The sequence below is a fragment of the Mucilaginibacter sp. P2_D11 genome, from assembly GCF_056404435.1.
This window is the reverse complement of sequence record NZ_JBFUEA010000001.1, coordinates 553342-568596: the sequence shown is the minus strand read 5'-3', so window position 1 is coordinate 568596 and position 15255 is coordinate 553342. Positions and strand designations below refer to the sequence as shown.

The window sequence follows — 15255 nt, the reverse complement described above, 5'->3', positions numbered from 1 at the left end:
GCTCACCACGAGATACGCTGCGCTAATCTCGCGGTAGCGAAGAGTGTTGAATGTATATGACTAATCTATCCACTCAAACTTAGTATAAGGCACCAACACCTCCGGTATCTTGATACCATTTTCGGTTTGGTTATTTTCCAATAAAGTAGCTACTATACGCGGCAGGGCCAATGCGCTGCCATTAAGCGTGTGGGCTAATTGCGTTTTACCCTCAGCATTGCGGAAACGTAGTTTAAGGCGGTTGCTCTGGAAGGTTTCGAAGTTAGATACCGACGATACTTCCAGCCAGCGGCCTTGCGCGGCGCTCCAGGTTTCCATATCGTACGTTAAAGCTGCGGTAAAGCTCATGTCGCCGCCGCAAAGGCGCAGTACACGGTATGGCAGGCCAAGTTTTTGCAGCAGGCCCTGCACGTGAGCACTCATCTGCTCTAATACATCATAAGAAGTATCGGGGTGTACCACCTGTACCAATTCTACTTTATCAAATTGGTGCAAGCGGTTCAGGCCGCGCACGTGGGCGCCATATGAACCAGCCTCGCGGCGGAAACATGGTGTGTAGCCTGTGTTTCGTACAGGTAACTCATCGCCTTTTAAGATCACATCGCGGTACAAGTTGGTGATAGGCACTTCGGCAGTTGGTATCAGGTACAGGTTATCCTGGCCCACGAAATACATCTGGCCCTCTTTATCGGGCAATTGCCCGGTACCAAAGCCCGATGCTTCGTTCACCATCAGCGGCAACATTACTTCTTCGTAACCGGCTTTTTCGGCCTCATCCAAAAAGAAAGCGATAAGCGCGCGCTGCAATTTGGCACCTTTGCCCTTATACACCGGGAAGCCAGCGCCGGTTATTTTAACGCCGAGTTCAAAATCTATCAGGTTGTATTTAGTCGCCAGTTCCCAATGTGGCAAAGCGCCGACCGGCAAAGCGGGGATTGCGCCATGCTCCAGCACCACTTCATTTTCCTCGGGCGTGATGCCTTTGGGAACAGAAGCATGCGGCAGGTTGGGTAGCAAAACGATTTTGTCCTGCAGTTCCTGCTCAACCGCGCTAAGCTGTTCGCTCAGTTGTTTGCCTTCTTCTTTCCACTTACCGGTATTGGCTTTTATCGCTTCGGCTTCTTCTTTTTTGCCGTTGCGCATCAGTTCGCCAATTTGTTTGGCGGCTGCGTTGGATTGGGCCGAAACGTTATCCAATAGCGTTTGAGTTTGGCGGCGCTTATCGTCCAGACCAATCACCTCATCTACCAATTCGGGCTGTTTGAAATTTTTTACAGCCAAACGTTCTAAAACCTGTTCCCTGTTATCGCGGATATAACTAACTTGCAGCATTATTATAATTTTAGGCAAAGATATAAATTAGTTGATGGTTTGTGGTTGATGGTTCATAGCCGGATCACAATTTAGCTAAGGAGCTACCATGAACTATGAACCATCACCCATGAACCCAACACCAACCGGCAAACTCTACTTAGTACCCACCCCAATAGGCAACCTGGAGGATATGACCTTCAGGGCTATCCGCATATTAAAGGAGGCCGACCTGATACTGGCCGAAGATACCCGCACCTCTGCCCCCATGCTAAAGCATTTCGATATACAGAACAAGGTATTTGCTCATCACCAGCATAACGAGCATCAAAGCAGCAATGAAATCATCAAATTTCTGCTTATGGGGCAAAACGTGGCGTTGATATCTGATGCAGGTACCCCCGCCATATCCGACCCGGGTTTTTTCCTGGTACGCGAGGCTTTAAAGTTCAACATCGCGGTAGAATGCCTGCCGGGCGCAACGGCTTTCGTACCGGCACTGGTCAACTCCGGATTCCCTACCGATAAGTTTTGCTTCGAAGGGTTCTTACCCCTAAAAAAAGGCCGCCAAACACGCTACAAACAATTGGCAACCGAAGAGCGCACGCTGATACTTTACGAATCGCCGCACCGTTTATTAAAAACGCTGGAAGAAATGGCCACCTTTTGGGGAGCCGACCGGCAGGTATCCGTATCTCGCGAGTTGACAAAAATGTTCGAAGAAACGGTACGCGGAACAGTTACGAAGGTAAAAACCTATTTTGAAACGCACCCGCTAAAAGGCGAATTTGTGATGTGTGTTGCCGGGGCAGCACCCATTGAGGTGGATAAGAAGAAAAAGAAGTACCAGGACGACGAAGAGGACGAAGATTAAAAAGCAACCGGCATGCAAACTTACCTGCAAAGCGCACGCAAACAATTCGAGTATTACAAATCGGTAGGCGAACGGGCTATGGCCCAGGTTGGCGACGACGCCTTATTTTGGCAGCAAAACGCCGAATGTAACAGTATCGCAACCATCATCAAACATCTGCAGGGCAATATGCTATCGCGATGGACGGACTTTTTAACCAGCGACGGTGAAAAACCCTGGCGGCAGCGCGATGAAGAATTCATAAACGGCACCCTAACCCGCGAGGAATTACTAGGCAAGTGGACCGAAGGCTGGGCCTGCCTTTTTGCCGCGCTCGATTCGGTTAACGAAAGCAACTGGCATAACGATGTTTTTATCCGCGGCGAAAAGCATACGGTTGTGGATGCCATAAACAGGCAGTTGGCGCATATCCCCTATCACGTTGGGCAAATCGTGTTCATCGCCAAGATGCATGCAGGCGATGATTGGGCATCGCTTACCGTACCGCGCGGAAAAAGCGCGGAATTCAATGCCAAGAAATTTGCCGAAGAAGCGGCAAAAAAATCCTCCTGATGAAAAAAAACCTCCTCTTATCCATATCCTCGGGCTTGTTGCTTTGGCTGGCCTGGCCGCCGACGCCTTATACTACTATCCTGTTGTTTGTTGGTTTTGTACCCATGCTGCTTGCGATGGAGAATATCATCCAATCCAGTTCGGCCAAAAAGGGAAAGCAGATATTCAACACCACTTTCATCGGCTTCGTCATATGGAACACGCTCTGCGTTTATTGGGTTTATAATTCGCTTAAAATTATCGGCCCGGTAGTGGCTGTGCCCATTTCGCTAATACCTTATACATTGGGGCCTGCGCTGATGAGTACAGCCTGCTGGCTCTACTACCGCCTGCGCTTAAGAACCAACCGCACCGTGGGCCTTATTGGCCTGGTTTGTTTTTGGATAGCCTACGAATACCTGCACCAAAGCTGGGACCTCAACTTCCCTTGGATGACCTTGGGTAACGGTTTCGCGGTATCGCACCAATGGGTACAATGGTACGAGTACACCGGCGTTTACGGCGGCACCATTTGGGTATGGGCAGCCAACATCCTGCTGTTCTTAATTTATGTCGGCCTGCGCGAGGCACAGGCAAAAAAGTTGCGCATGAGGCTCATTATCGCCCTTACATTGGTGCTGGTGGTACCGATTGGCATATCATTAACCAGGTATTATGGATACGAAGAACAGGTAAACCCGGCCAACATTGTGGTTGCCCAGCCCAATATAGATCCCTATGAAAAAGAAGGCACCATCCCGGTTTATAACCAGATAGAAACGCTTACCAAGCTATCAGATTCGTTGGGGCAGCGTAATACTGAGTTCTTCATCTGGCCCGAAACCGCTATTGTAGAGCCAATTGATGAGGACCGTGTTTTAACAAACAATTATTACTTGCAGGTCAGGCGTTTTCTCTACAAGTACAAAAATGGCAATGTGCTTACCGGGGGCGAAACCTACCGCTTTTACGATAAGCTTGTAAACAAAACCGCGTCACCCATCCCCGATGGTGGTTTTTGGGACCGCTATAGCACGGCAATCAATATTGAGAATTCGGCTAAAGTACAGTTCTATCATAAATCGCGGTTGGTGCCGGGTGCCGAGTCGCTGCCTTTTGCCAACGCGTTGTTTTTTCTGAAACCCGTGTTTGCGCATTTAGGGGGTGCCACGGGCAATTACACCATACAGCCCAAGCCAAGTGTATTTTATTCGCAAAGCGGCATTGGGGTAACGCCGGCTATCTGCTACGAATCCATATGGGGCGAGTGGCTGGCCAAATCGGTGAGGCAGGGTTCACAGTTCATCGCGGTTATTACCAACGATGGCTGGTGGGAAAACACTTCCGGCAAAGACCAGCATCTGGATTACGCCAAGCTACGCGCCATCGAAACCCGCCGCTGGGTTTGCCGCTCGGCCAATACGGGTATCTCGGCATTCATCAACCAGCGCGGCGATATAGTGCAGCATAGCGCATGGTGGGTGCGCACGGCGCTGAAACAGGACATCAACCTCAACAGCGATATCACCTTTTATGTAGAATACGGCGATTATTTGCCGAAATTTGGGAGCATATTGGCTTTGTTGGGGATTATATTCCTGTTAATCCGCTGGAGAAAATAACGATCAGACACACGTGATTTTTGTCCAGCTTTTGTTTTATAGAAATGTTGGAAAAACGGGGTGAAATTAGGCCGGCCGGGGAAAGTTAGCACCAGGGTTTTCCGCCTTCGTCACTTGCCTAAATTTGCTAAAACACCTAAAAAAATCGGTGTTTTTCGGTGTTTTTCTTTACTTTTTGGGCTTTTTTATGGCCTTTTTCCTGCAGCTCTAAAAAAGGCGAATTTGCATAGAATGGCCGTTTTTAGCTAAAACGGGGCGTTTGGGCGGCAAACAAATTTCCAGCTTTTTCCAGGTTTTGCGCCGACTTTAGCTGTGAATTTCCAGCTTTTTCCAGCGTTGCCGGACGCGGCAAAAGGCCGCTAACCAAGTCGCTACTTATTATTCCCCGCCCTGCGTTTTATGGGGTTTTGGTTTACGGCGCTGTTGGTGTCTATCTGATGGTAAACCAGCACCACAATCTGATTGGCCAGCTGCTTAACTTCCGTCAGCTCCAATGAGTGGCGGTTTTTGAGTTGATGGAAGAACGATTTGCCGCCCGCCACTATAGCCGGGTTTAACAAGATGCGTATTTCATCTACCAGCCCGGTATCGAGCAGGGCCGCTGCGAAATCCGCCCCGCCTACTATCTGGATAGCCTTGCCTTCGGCAGCCTTTAGTTTCTTTACCTCCGTTTCCAGGTCGCCGCTGTTTATGGTGGTGTTTTCCCAGCCGGACTCCTTGAGCGTTTTGGAAAAAACAATGTGCGGTGTCTTCTCCGCCAGCTTTGCATAAGCAACCTCGTGAGCCGAGAACTTTTCCGGCTCGGCCAGTGCTTTTTTCCAGTAGTTGCGGTATTCTGCCCACATGCCGCGGCCTAATAGGAATAGGTCTACATGCTCTTCCAGCATGCCGAACAAATCGCCCCAGGTATCATCGTCATCCGGCTGCATCCAGCTCATATCGCCGTTTTTGCCTTCTATGTAGCCATCGAGCGAGACATTCATCGATAAAATCAGCTTTCTCATTACATTGGTATTTAATGATGTAAATATCAGCTACTAAGAAATTATTTAAGGGTTGCGGAAGCGACAATTGAGAGGTAATTTACGACTGCAAGGTTACTTTTTGTCGGTGAAAAGTATTAACGGCAAACGTTATGAAAGCCAAGTTGTTTATTCTGAGCCTGTCATTTATATTAATAATAATTTCTTTAAATGGTTGTATAATGGATTACACCAATAACATGCTGAAAGTTCATAATGTCTCAAAAGAAATTATTACCGTTTTATACGCAGATAGAGAATTACCTGAAGAAGAGAATAATGTTGAGTTTTATATTGCTGACTGGAATGTGATATCTTCCGATTCGACATACACTGTTAGAAAATCGGGAAAAAGCGATGCCTGGCATTGGTACATTGACCACAGCCCCAGGAAAAAGTTATTTGTTTATGTTTTCTCGGTGAAGGAAATCAATGAGTACCGCGGCAATGTTATGGGCGACATCATCCGCGCCGGCAAGTATTTGAAGCGGTTTGAGTACACCGAACAGGAACTCATCGACCGTAAATGGACAATAACTTATGACGGTAATTAATTCATTAAGCTGGCTGCTCTTCTGATGGGGTACTGACAATTTGCGAATTACAAAGTTGTGCGAAGGGGTCATGGTGAGCTCGTAGAACCATAACGGGCAGGCCTTTACGCGCGCCCTTCGACAGGATGGATGACCCGCGCTTCTTGTCATTAATGCATTAAGTCTTATGGATTAATAACGCTACTCAATCCAGTATTCCATCAGGAAATCCCGCAATCAAACGAATCAGGATCACCTGTTCCTTTCAATAATAAACTCCAGCAGATCGTTGATGGGTTGTTTGATTATTTTGCCTACGTGCACGTCGTTGGCTTCGCAAACGGCTTTCAGCTCATCGGCAAATACATAAGCAACCGAGCCAACAAAGTTGCATTTGAACTTATTGTACTGCGGATACGACTTTACGTTGGTATCTACAAACTCCTGAAAAAGGTTCCTCAACAGATCCTGCACATAAGCAGTATCGCGTATATCGAACAGGAATTTAGAAAACGTAGCCAGGTAAGTATTTGCAGACGGCCTTTGGTACACGTTTTTAATTACTACCTCTTTATCCAGGTGATAGGCATCGTTGAACAAGGTGCTGATATCCGCCGGCATGCGGCCGTACAGGAAATCGGTAATCAGGGTTTTGCCTATGATGGTCCCCGCGCCTTCATCGCCCAAAACGTAGCCCAGGCCGTGCTGCCCGTCGTGTATTTCTTCCCCATCAAAAAAGGAAATATTGGAGCCCGTACCCAGTATGCAGCAAAAGCCTTTCTCGCGCCCGCAGGTGGCGTATGCCGAAGCCAAAAGGTCGCTATCTACGCTGATGTATGATTTTGGAAAAAGCGCCGTGAGCGCGTTAGAAACAATTTCGTGCCTATCGGGACTGGAACAGCCTGCACCAAAAAAGTATATTTCGCTTATTTGGGGGGCGTAGGGTATCAGGTCGGCAATCTGTTCCTGCAGTATTTTGGTTATCTCTTGCTGATTAAGGAAGTATGGGTTCAATCCAACCGAACGGAAGGCCTTAGGTTCGCTTTCTGTATCCGAAAGCAACCAATCTGTTTTCGACGATCCGCTATCTGCTACTAATATCATGTGCTAAGTTCTTCGAGCGCCTCGTAAGTAAGGGGTTTATGTATAAATTGCGCTACGTGCCTGCTGTTGAGTGAAAGGTTCATATCGGTAGGGTCCAGCGAGGACGAGAGCATGAATATCTTCACCGGGTTCTCCGCGTCGGGTTCAAGCTTATCGTACTCTTCCAAAAACTCAAAGCCCGACATGCCCGGCATCCGCACGTCTAAAAAAATCACGTCGGGTTTTATAACGCCGTTTTTCAATCCTGCTAATGCATCGGCAGGCGATTGCTGCACCATGATTTTCTCCGCAAAATTGCCACTTTCTAAAATCCTGCGCGTAACAAAATTGTCGATATAGTTATCGTCAATCAGCAAGCAAAGTTTATAGCGAACAGGCATGTTCAAAAATAATCTTTTAAAGCAATTAAATATACTTTATTGAATATTTATACTGTTAGTAATCTGCTTTAAAGTAACCTCGGCCATTTTGCTCTGGTACTGTGCCGAAAAGAAGGTGGATTGTGCATCCAGATAGTTCCTTTGCGCCTCGCGTATCTCCAGCGGAGTGATGTTACCCAGGCGGTATTTCTCTAAAGATATCTCCAGGTTTTTGCGCGCCAGGTCAACGTTGGCCTCGCCAATTTTTATCAGATCAAGGCCCGATAGGTACGACACGTAGAAGCTGCTTATCTGCGCCTCAACTTCCTGCATTGTCTTTTTGTAATCCAAATCGGCATTATCTATCTGCAATTTGGCATTGCGTTCCCTGCGCCACTGGTTAAGCCCGTCGAATATGTTTACCGATGCTACCACGCCATAGGCAAAGCCATGTGCATTCTGCTGCAGCGTAAAGCCGGCGGGCGTTTTGTTGCGGGTAAAGGTATAGCCCGATGTTAGCCCCACCGTAGGGTAACGTGTGCTGCGCACCTGCTTCAGGTTTATATCGGCCAGGCGCTTGTTTATTTGCGATGATAATATGCCCGGGTTTTGGGTTTGTGCCCGGCTCAGTATATCGCCCAATACCAACGAGCGGTCCACTACTATAGTGTCGCCTACGGTAAAATCGGTTTGCAAATCGCGCACCAGCAGCTGGTTCATCTGTATTTTGGTGGTTTTGAATTGCTGCAACTGCGTAATCAACGCGGCGGTATCTGTATTCAGGTTTACCTGCGCATTGTAAACATCCAGCCGCGAAACTCGACCTACGGCAAACTTATCGTTAGCGTAGCGCACCTGCGTGCGCGATATATCGATGGCTCCGCGTAGGGCCTTTATCTGCTCGTTTTGACTGATGAGGCTGTAATAGGTATTGATAACGCTGGCAACGGTACTCTGAATAGTATCCTGCAGGCGTATGGCGCCTAGTTTATCCAACTGCTTCAGCTGGTCGTAAGTGGCAAACATGGCAAAGCCGTCAAACACGGTCCAGTTGAGGTTTACACCATAATTCAAATTGCTGTTATGGGCGTTCTTGATATCGTTCACAGTGCCGTCGCTGCGGGTTTGCTTGGTGGTTTGCACGCTGCTGTTTTGGGTAAGGTTGCCCGTTACTGTGGGCAAAAAGCCGGCGTTGCCCAGTGTAACGTTATTACCCTGTATGGTTGCATTGTTTTGCGATAGCCTGATGTTATAATTGTTTTTCAGGGCTATTTCTACCGCATCTTTCAGCGAAAGCAAGGGGGCATCCTGTGCATGCAGCCCGGTAAAAGGCAGCGTGCAAAAAATTAAGCCCAGTATATGTTTGATTTTCATTGCTGCTTAATGTTTTTGGATGATAATGTGCGATGGATGGATAGCCTTGTTCTCTTCTTCGGTTTCTTCATCCGGATCCTTACGCGTTTTAGAGCCGAACACCATGTACATGGTAGGTATTACGTATAAGGTAAGAATCAACGAGAAAAGCATACCCCCAATGATAACGATACCTAGCGACATGCGGCTTTTTGCACCTGCACCTAAAGCCAATGCAATAGGCACGGAGCCCAGCACCACGGCCAAACTGGTCATTAATATAGGGCGCAGGCGCGATGTGGCGGCCTCTACCACAGCCTCGTATTTGTTTAAGCCATGTTCCATACGCTGGTTGGCAAACTCTACTATCAGGATACCGTTTTTGGTTACAAGCCCCACCAGGGTAATGATACCTATCTGGCTGAAGATATTGAACGTTTGATCGAACAGCCAAAGCGACAGGAAGGCCCCCGATATAGCGAGCGGTACAGTAAGCATCACGATGAACGGATCCACAAAGCTCTCGAACTGGGCGGCAAGCACTAAATAAATCAGCAACAAGGCGAACAGGAACGCAAAAGCGATGTTGGATGAACCCTCCGAGTAATCCCTCGATGGACCGCTTAGTGCGGTACTGAAGGTTTCGTCGAGCATGCTTTTAGAGATACGGTTCATCTCGGCAATGCCATCGCCAATGGTTTTACCCGGTGCAAGGCCGGCCTGCACGGTGGCAGATTTATACCTGTTAAAGTGGAAGATAGATGGCGGCGTTGCGCTCTCGGCAATCTTCACCACGTTATCCAGCTGTACCAGGTTGCCTTTTGAACTGCGCACGTAAACCGATTTCAGATCCAGCGGCTGGTCGCGGTTGCCGCGGTCTACCTGGGCTATTACCTGGTATTGTTTACCGTTGATGAGGAAATAATCGAGCCGGCCCCCGCTGTAATAAAGCTGCAGGGTTTGGGCAATATCTTCTACCGAAACGCCCAAGTCGCGGGCACGGTCGCGGTCTGTCGTTACCCTCAGCTCGGGTTTGGTAAATTTAAGGTTGATATCCGTACCCTGAAAAACCGGGCTTTTTGATACCTCGGCAAAAAAATCAGGCAGCACCTTGCGTATCTTCTCAAAATCCTGGTTCTGGATAACAAACTGCACCGGCAGCGAGGTACGCGCACCGCTACCACCCCCACTTATGGTTTGCTCCTGCACCACAATAGCACGGGCATCGGGCATGGCGCGCAATTTCTTATTCAGGAAATCGGCAATCTGTTGCTGACTGCGCTTACGCTGATCTGGCGGTACCAAACCAACACGACCAAAACCCGAGTTTGCAGAACCACCGCCGCCGAAGGATGGCGATACGATCTCGAGGTTTACGTTGGCCTCAGGTACCGAATCGGCTACAATTTGGGCAACTTTGTCCATATAGCGCGTCATGTACTCGTAGGTTGCGCCCTCCGAGCCGGTTACCGAATAACGCAGCAGGCTGCGGTCATCAAGCGGTGCCAGTTCTGATGGGGTTATCAAAAACAATACATACGTAAGCACCAGCGAGCCGCCCAGTATCACGAAGGAGACCCATTTCTTCTTCATGAAACCCATTAGCGATTCGGTGTAGCCGTTGGTCATGTTCACGAAGAAAGGTTCGGTTTTCTCGTAGAATTTAGATTTCTTTTGGCTCTTGCGGATAAGCTTCACGTTCAGCATCGGGGTAAGCGATAAGGATACGAATGCCGATATCAGCACCGAGCCGGCCACTACTACCGCAAACTCGCGGAACAGCCTGCCGGTAAAGCCCTGCAAAAACATGATAGGCAAAAACACCGCCGCCAAGGTAACCGAGGTAGAAACCACCGCGAAGAATATCTCTGCCGAGCCCTGGAACGCCGCCTGCCGTATGGCCATGCCGCCCTCTACTTTTTTGTAGATGTTCTCGGTCACTACTATACCATCATCTACCACCAGCCCCGTTGCCAGCACAATGCCCAGCAAGGTCAATATATTGATGGAGTAACCGAACACGTACATGATAAAGAATGCCCCTATCAACGATACCGGTATATCTATCAGTGGGCGGAAGGCGATGAGCCAATCGCGGAAAAAGAGGTAGATGATAATTACCACCAGCACGAATGATACCAGCAGGGTTTCCTTCACCTCTACGATAGAGTTGTTGATGAATTTGGTGTTATCGAGTGCAACTTTAACTTTAATATCGGGCGGCAAATCTTTTTGGATTTGTGCTAGCCTTACATAAAAATCCTTGGCTATCTGCACGTAGTTGGCACCCGGTTGCGGCACCACGTTGAGGCTCACCATCGGCACGAAAGACTCTTTGAGCGAGGTTTCTTCGTTGGCAGAACCCAGCACGGCGTAGCCTATATCGCTCAGCCTGATAACGCGGTTGCTATCCGCGCGGATGATGAGGTTATTGAAATCTCGCTCGTTGGTGAGTTTACCCAGCGCGCGGATGGTTATCTCGGTATTATTGCCCTCAATCTTACCTGCCGGCAGCTCCACATTCTCGCGATTTAATGCTGTGCCTATATCAGTAGCGGTAAGCCCGAGTGCCGAAAGCTTGTTGGGGTCTATCCATAAACGCATGGCATACTGCCGCTGCCCCTGTATGTTGATGGTACTTACGCCGGGTATGGTTTGCAGGCCCTCCTGCAATACGTTCTCGGCATAATCGTTCACCTGCATAATGTTGCGCTTATCGCTGCTCACAGTCAGGGTGATGATGTTGTCTGCGCTGGCATCGGCTTTGGTAACTACCGGTGGCGCATTTATATCCTGCGGTAGCTGGCGTTGCGCCTGGCTCACCTTGTCGCGCACGTCGTTAGCGGCGGTTTCCAGGTCGGCATCCAGGTTGAATTCTACGGTGATATTGCTTGAGCCTACTGAGCTGGTAGAGGATATATTGCGGATGCCCGGCACGCCGTTGATGGCTTTCTCCAGCGGCTCGGTTATCTGCGATTCTACCACATCGGCGTTGGCGCCCGAGTAGCTGGTAGATACGGATATGATAGGCGGGTCAACAGAAGGAAAATCGCGCACCCCAAGGAAGGTATAGCCAATTACCCCGAAAACCACAATAACAACCGACATAACCGTTGCCAGTACCGGCCTTTTTATACTTACGGACGATAAACTCATAGGGTTATTGTATAACTTTTTTAATCTTCAAAGGCGATTTGGGGCGTATCTGTATCAGGCCCGATATCACTACGCTGTCGCCCTGTTTCAAGCCATCTACTATCTGTATCTTGGTATCGGTACGCAAATCGGTTTTTACGAAACGCGGCACGGCAACGCCATTGTGGTACACAAACACCTTGCTGCTCTTTAAGTCGGGTATTACGGCTTCGGTTGGCAGCATAATGGTTTTAGGTATCTGATCCAGCGTAAGGTTTATCTTGGCGAAAGAACCCGCAGTGAGCAGGTTGCCCGGGTTAGGCGCCGTGGCACGCACGGTTATTGTACGCGATGCAGCATCCAAAGCCGGCTCTATGGCGTAAACCGTCGCGCTGAATTCTTTCAGGGAACTTTCAATAGTGAACTTTACCTTGCTGCCTTTACTTATAATAGGCAGGTAACGTTCCGGCACCGAAAAGGTAACTTTCGCCGGGTCGATATTGACGATGGTAGCGATGGGTGTAGACGGCGACAGGTAACCGCCGGGGCTTACATTGCGCAAACCTATGGTGCCCGAGAAGGGGGCGCGTATTTCTGTACGGGCTATCTGTGCCCTTATCACGTCGGCCTGGGCCTTTATGGAGTTAAGCGATGATAGCGAAGTTTCGTACTCCTCTTTGCTAACGGCCTCTTTCTCTAATAATATCTTGTTGCGGTTGTTGATGTCTTTCGCCAAAATCATCTGCGCGTTTACCTGCTGCAAGGATGCCTGCAGATCCTGGTTGTAAACCTTTACCAGCAACTGGCCCTTAGCAACCCTGGTACCCTCGGTAAAGTATATGCCGGTGATGTTGCCCGCAGTCTGGCTTATCAGGCTTACTTTTTCGTTGGCATCTATAGTGCCGGTAATATCAATCTGGTTGTTTACGGCGGTATCTTTTACCACCATTATGGTTACCGATACGGGAGGGTTTTGCTTACCGCCCTTGCCGCCTTTGGCATCTTTGCCCCCTTTGGCTCCGCCGCCCCCAGGGCCTGCAGTCAGCGCATCGCGTTCTTTAGCATGGTCGCTAAAAAATTTGTTGTAGATAAGGAACGCGACCAATAAAGCCAGCAGCGTGTAGATAATGTACTTAGTTTTCATATTGGGCGTATGGCAGGGGTGATGGGGTTACGATTTTATGGGCGCAATTTCATTTTTAATTTCATGCAGCTTTGGGGCCAGGGGCAGCAGGCTATCAATCTCCCGCAAATATAAAACCTGCGGGGTATAAACAGTCATCTTTAATTCCCGCAAAACTAACCGCTTAACTGCTATATTGCTTGCTTGTATCAACCATTTTACAACGCTGCTATTTTTTGCCTTGCAATTAAAAAAGGTAAAATTTTATAACTTGCACCATGAAAAATCTTAAACCAATAGCCCTGGCTTATTTAATACTGTTGATTATGAAAATTACGCCGGCCGGAGCAGCTGTTGTATCCCCAAAAATTGCTTATAAAGTTACATTCCCCGAAGCGCAAGCACACTACGTAGAAGTAGAGATGACTGTAAGCGGCCTAAAGCAAACCTCACTCGAATTAAAAATGCCCGTTTGGACCCCGGGATCTTACCTGGTGAGGGAGTTTGCCAAAAACATAGAATCGCTTACCGCTACTGCCAATGGCAAGGCTATTGCCGCGCCAAAGCTTAATAAGAACACCTGGCACCTCAACACCGCCGGCGTACAAACCGTGGTGGTTAAATACAAAGTTTACGCCTTCGAGGTATCGGTACGCACCAGCTTTGTTGATGTATCGCATGGGTTTTTATCCACCACCGGCATATTCCTGTACCCAAAGGGCATGCTTAACCGGCCATCAACCATCAAAATTATACCTTATAAAGACTGGACCACCGTATCTACCAGTTTAGAAAAAATCGGCGGCGACCAGTTTGCCCGCACCGCGCCTAACTACGATATCCTGTTCGATTCGCCTATAGAAGTGGGCACGCAGGATGTTTTCGGCTTTGATGCGGCCGGCGTAAAATACGAAGTGGCCATGTATGGCGGCGGCAATTACGATAAAGAACGCCTGAAGAAAGATATGGCCAAAATTATAGAAGCCGAAACTGCCGTTTTTGGCGAGAACCCTAATAAGCATTACACCTTCATAGTGCATAACCGCCAGCGCGGCGGCGGCGGCCTGGAGCATTTAAGCTCTACCGTGCTGGGCGCTGCCCGTGAACAATATGGCAACGAAAGCGGTTATATGGGCTTTTTGGGCCTGGTTGCGCATGAGCATTTCCACCTGTGGAACGTAAAACGCCTGCGCCCGATTGTTTTAGGTCCGTTTGATTACGAGAACGAGAACTACACCACCAACCTTTGGATAGCCGAGGGCTTTACCGCCTACTACCAGAACCTGGCACGCCGCCATGCCGATGTTTACTCGGCCGATGCATTCTTAGACGATGCCCTGGGCGACATCAACACCGTAGAGAACCAGCCCGGCACGCAGGTGCAACCCCTGGCCGAAGCCAGCTTTGATGCCTGGATAAAAGCTTACCGCCCCAACGAGAATTCGTACAACACCGGCATATCTTACTACGATAAAGGAGCCGTAGTGGCCCTGCTGCTCGATCTGGAGATCATCAACGCTACCAACGGCAAAAAATCATTGGATGATGTGATGAAGTACATGTACGATACTTATTATAAAGGCAAAAAACGCGGCTATACCGATGCGGAATTCAAAGCCGGTTTCGAGAAATTCGCAGGCAAAAACCTCAATGATTTTTATGCCAAATACATCAATGGCCTTGCAGCAATAGATTACAACAAATACCTGGGCTACGCTGGCTACAAAATTACCGACCAACTGGCCGAGAGCAATACCCCTACCCTGGGAATTGGCACCAGCAACCAGGCGAACGGCAAAAAAACCATTAGCATGGTATTGCGCGGCGGCGCAGGCTGGATAGACGGCCTGAACGTTGGCGACGAGATCGTATCCATAGACGGCGCGCCGGTTACAGACCTGGCCGCTGCTATAGCAGCCCATAAAGTAGGCGATAAGCTTACCATTGTCGTTAACCGCGATGGTAAACCCTACAGCCTGCCGGTAACCCTGCTGCGTAATAACCGCGTGCAATACAAAACCGAAGAATTGCCAAACCCAACTGCCCAGCAATTGGCGGTGCGCAAAAAATGGCTGAAGCTGTAAGAAGATTAACTTTTTCCATAACCCCCCCTTTCAGCAGGCAGTTGAAGGGGGGGGCTGGGAGAGGCTGATATGGTGAATATTAAGGACAATATTAGGATTTTCATTAACCCGGTAATCCCCCGCCGTCATGCCGAACTTGTTTCGGTACCCCACGCGGCAGGTAGCCGACATGCAGAGCGGGTAAGCATAGGGGCTACTTTTATG

The 15255-nt window shown here is 48.8% G+C and carries 12 protein-coding genes; 5 read left to right on the top strand and 7 right to left on the bottom strand.

From position 1 onward, the window contains the following. Window positions 1–60 precede the first annotated feature (60 nt). Window positions 61–1332, bottom strand: coding sequence for a serine--tRNA ligase (gene serS, locus AC1DXC_RS02370; RefSeq protein WP_477457523.1), 1272 nt, complete (start codon window positions 1330–1332; stop codon window positions 61–63). Between the two features lie 88 nt (window positions 1333–1420). Between serS and rsmI the strand changes: the two genes are divergently transcribed. Genes rsmI through lnt form a run of 3 tightly spaced genes read left to right on the top strand, consistent with a single transcriptional unit; the run spans window position 1421 to window position 4338 of the window. Beyond that, on the top strand, window positions 1421–2185 hold the full coding sequence (rsmI, locus tag AC1DXC_RS02365; RefSeq protein ID WP_477457522.1) for a 16S rRNA (cytidine(1402)-2'-O)-methyltransferase: 765 nt from the start codon (window positions 1421–1423) through the stop codon (window positions 2183–2185). A 12-nt stretch (window positions 2186–2197) separates the two neighbouring features. Further along, on the top strand, window positions 2198–2737 hold the full coding sequence (locus AC1DXC_RS02360; RefSeq protein ID WP_477457521.1) for a DUF1572 family protein: 540 nt from the start codon (window positions 2198–2200) through the stop codon (window positions 2735–2737). Then, window positions 2737–4338, top strand: a complete 1602-nt coding sequence (lnt, locus tag AC1DXC_RS02355; RefSeq protein ID WP_477457520.1) for an apolipoprotein N-acyltransferase — start codon at window positions 2737–2739, stop codon at window positions 4336–4338. Before AC1DXC_RS02360 ends, lnt begins: the two co-directional genes overlap by 1 nt. A gap of 371 nt (window positions 4339–4709) precedes the next feature. On the opposite strand, the gene AC1DXC_RS02350 is transcribed toward lnt, so the two are convergent. After that, window positions 4710–5342: a dihydrofolate reductase family protein gene (locus tag AC1DXC_RS02350; protein ID WP_477457519.1), complete on the bottom strand. Its 633-nt coding sequence runs from the start codon at window positions 5340–5342 to the stop codon at window positions 4710–4712. A gap of 200 nt (window positions 5343–5542) precedes the next feature. Between AC1DXC_RS02350 and AC1DXC_RS02345 the strand changes: the two genes are divergently transcribed. After that, window positions 5543–5914 (top strand): hypothetical protein, encoded by a 372-nt coding sequence (locus AC1DXC_RS02345; protein ID WP_477457518.1) that lies wholly within the window; start codon window positions 5543–5545, stop codon window positions 5912–5914. A gap of 231 nt (window positions 5915–6145) precedes the next feature. Here the strand turns inward: AC1DXC_RS02345 and AC1DXC_RS02340 are convergent, their stop codons facing one another. From AC1DXC_RS02340 to AC1DXC_RS02320, 5 genes are read right to left on the bottom strand one after another with little or no spacing between them, the layout of a single operon-like run. Then, the gene (locus tag AC1DXC_RS02340; protein ID WP_477457517.1) at window positions 6146–6997 is read right to left on the bottom strand and encodes an N-acetylglucosamine kinase; all 852 of its coding nucleotides are present in this window, start codon (window positions 6995–6997) and stop codon (window positions 6146–6148) included. Continuing rightward, complete coding sequence (locus AC1DXC_RS02335; protein WP_477457516.1) at window positions 6994–7377, bottom strand: response regulator; 384 nt, start codon at window positions 7375–7377, stop codon at window positions 6994–6996. The genes AC1DXC_RS02340 and AC1DXC_RS02335 overlap by 4 nt, the downstream gene beginning before the upstream one ends. A 36-nt stretch (window positions 7378–7413) precedes the next feature. Then, window positions 7414–8730: a TolC family protein gene (locus AC1DXC_RS02330; protein WP_477457515.1), complete on the bottom strand. Its 1317-nt coding sequence runs from the start codon at window positions 8728–8730 to the stop codon at window positions 7414–7416. A gap of 6 nt (window positions 8731–8736) precedes the next feature. Further along, window positions 8737–11865 (bottom strand): efflux RND transporter permease subunit, encoded by a 3129-nt coding sequence (locus AC1DXC_RS02325; RefSeq protein WP_477457514.1) that lies wholly within the window; start codon window positions 11863–11865, stop codon window positions 8737–8739. A 4-nt stretch (window positions 11866–11869) separates the two neighbouring features. Beyond that, window positions 11870–12988 (bottom strand): efflux RND transporter periplasmic adaptor subunit, encoded by a 1119-nt coding sequence (locus AC1DXC_RS02320; RefSeq protein WP_477457513.1) that lies wholly within the window; start codon window positions 12986–12988, stop codon window positions 11870–11872. Between the two features lie 257 nt (window positions 12989–13245). On the opposite strand from AC1DXC_RS02320, the gene AC1DXC_RS02315 reads away from it, so the two are divergent. After that, on the top strand, window positions 13246–15051 hold the full coding sequence (locus AC1DXC_RS02315) for a M61 family metallopeptidase (RefSeq protein WP_477457512.1): 1806 nt from the start codon (window positions 13246–13248) through the stop codon (window positions 15049–15051). Window positions 15052–15255: the final 204 nt, after the last annotated feature.